This is a genomic window from Clostridium sp. (genome assembly GCF_051656525.1).
GTDB lineage: Bacteria > Bacillota > Clostridia > Clostridiales > Clostridiaceae > Clostridium.
On the sequence record NZ_JBOGCC010000308.1, the window covers coordinates 1 to 1,409 of the forward strand.

The 1,409-nt window shown below is 27.4% G+C and carries 1 protein-coding gene; it reads right to left on the minus strand.

All coding sequences use genetic code 11. The annotated features are described in order from the left end of the window. Window positions 1-58: 58 nt before the first annotated feature. Window positions 59-1,276, minus strand: a complete 1,218-nt coding sequence (locus ACRDDY_RS15435; protein ID WP_438565829.1) for a DEAD/DEAH box helicase family protein — start codon at window positions 1,274-1,276, stop codon at window positions 59-61. Window positions 1,277-1,409: the final 133 nt, after the last annotated feature.

The following is a 1,409-nucleotide window of genomic DNA, read 5'->3' on the forward strand; positions in this document are numbered from 1 at the left end:
AGTTGTATTAATATATCTCTAAGTGTATCTTTATTCTTTTTATCCATATTCCACCTACTTATATCTCATTATTTAAATACTGCTTTAATAACTCTCTCATTCTAGATGAAGGTATGTATAAATCTATTGGCTTACCTTCTCTTATTCTACTTCTCCATATGAATTGTAGTAAATCAGAAATAGCTAATATATCTTGATTAACGCTAATACCTCTTTGAGAGAAAAATCCTCCTTCTAATGGATTTAAATATCTATTGTATACATACATTACACAGCTAGATTCTTTATAATCATTAGTTGCTCTTATATTCATAGGTAAAAACCTAGTCCCATACCCTTTATTTTTAAGAGAGTTTTTATGACTTATTTTAGTTGTCCATATTACTTCTTTAACCTTAGCATGACAAATATTTTTAACAAAATTGGTCATATTTTTCTTTATTTGGTCTAAAGATGCTTTTTCACACTTATCCAACCATGAAGACGATAGTTCTGTATTGAATTTTGATTCTGACACATAGTAGTTAGTATTCATTTTACCTTCGTATATGTTAATTAACTTTGCGATATCTCCTCTATTCTCATCTTCAATATTATAATCATACAAACTGTATTTTCCATCTGATAGTTTTACACTTTTGTATTCATATTTTATATTAAACATATCATAATAATATTTTTGTATCTGCCCATCAAATAAATATGTTAATATAAATACTTCTTCAAATAGTTCAAACACACTCGAAGGAAATGTCCAGAACAAAAAACTATTTCCATATGCATATACACTATTATTATCACACTTGGCCTTTACTCTATCAAATTCACCTTTGTATTCTTTGTCTGTCCATACTACTAGTCCATCTTTTTCAATATTAACATACCTATCAATTATATTTTCTGTGTCAGATTTTGATATATTTAATTTCTCGATTACTTGGAATACTTCATCTAGTATTAATATGTAATCCTTTTCTTTTAGATACAATTTTGCCTCTGTATCCATCATGCTAAATAAACTATGAGTTGATACAATGTCATTCCCTTGTTGTAGCATTTTCTTAAAGTGTTTAAATTTACTACCTTCTCCCAGTTTTTCGTTTGGCTCATAGAATTTTCTAGTTGTTACACTAGACTTAACCCTGTCTATTTCAGAAAGATATGGAGTTATAAAAATAAACTTCTTATCTTTATATGCAATGTCATTCATCATTTGGATAGCATAACTAGTCTTGCCAGCTCCCATTATTGAGTCAATTATTTTAATCTTATTCATATTCCCTCCTTATTTTAGAACTTTTATATATAGTCTTATTAAGAGTAGAGATACAAAACCTAGTAATTGCAACACTTACAGCTATTATTTTTTCAAAAAAAGAACCATTTGAGTTACAAAAAGTTATAAATCA

Coding starts and splice junctions, on each gene's coding strand:
- ACRDDY_RS15435 (WP_438565829.1), bottom strand. CDS start 1,276: ATGAATAAGATTAAAATAATTGACTCAATAATGGGAGCTGGCAAGACT.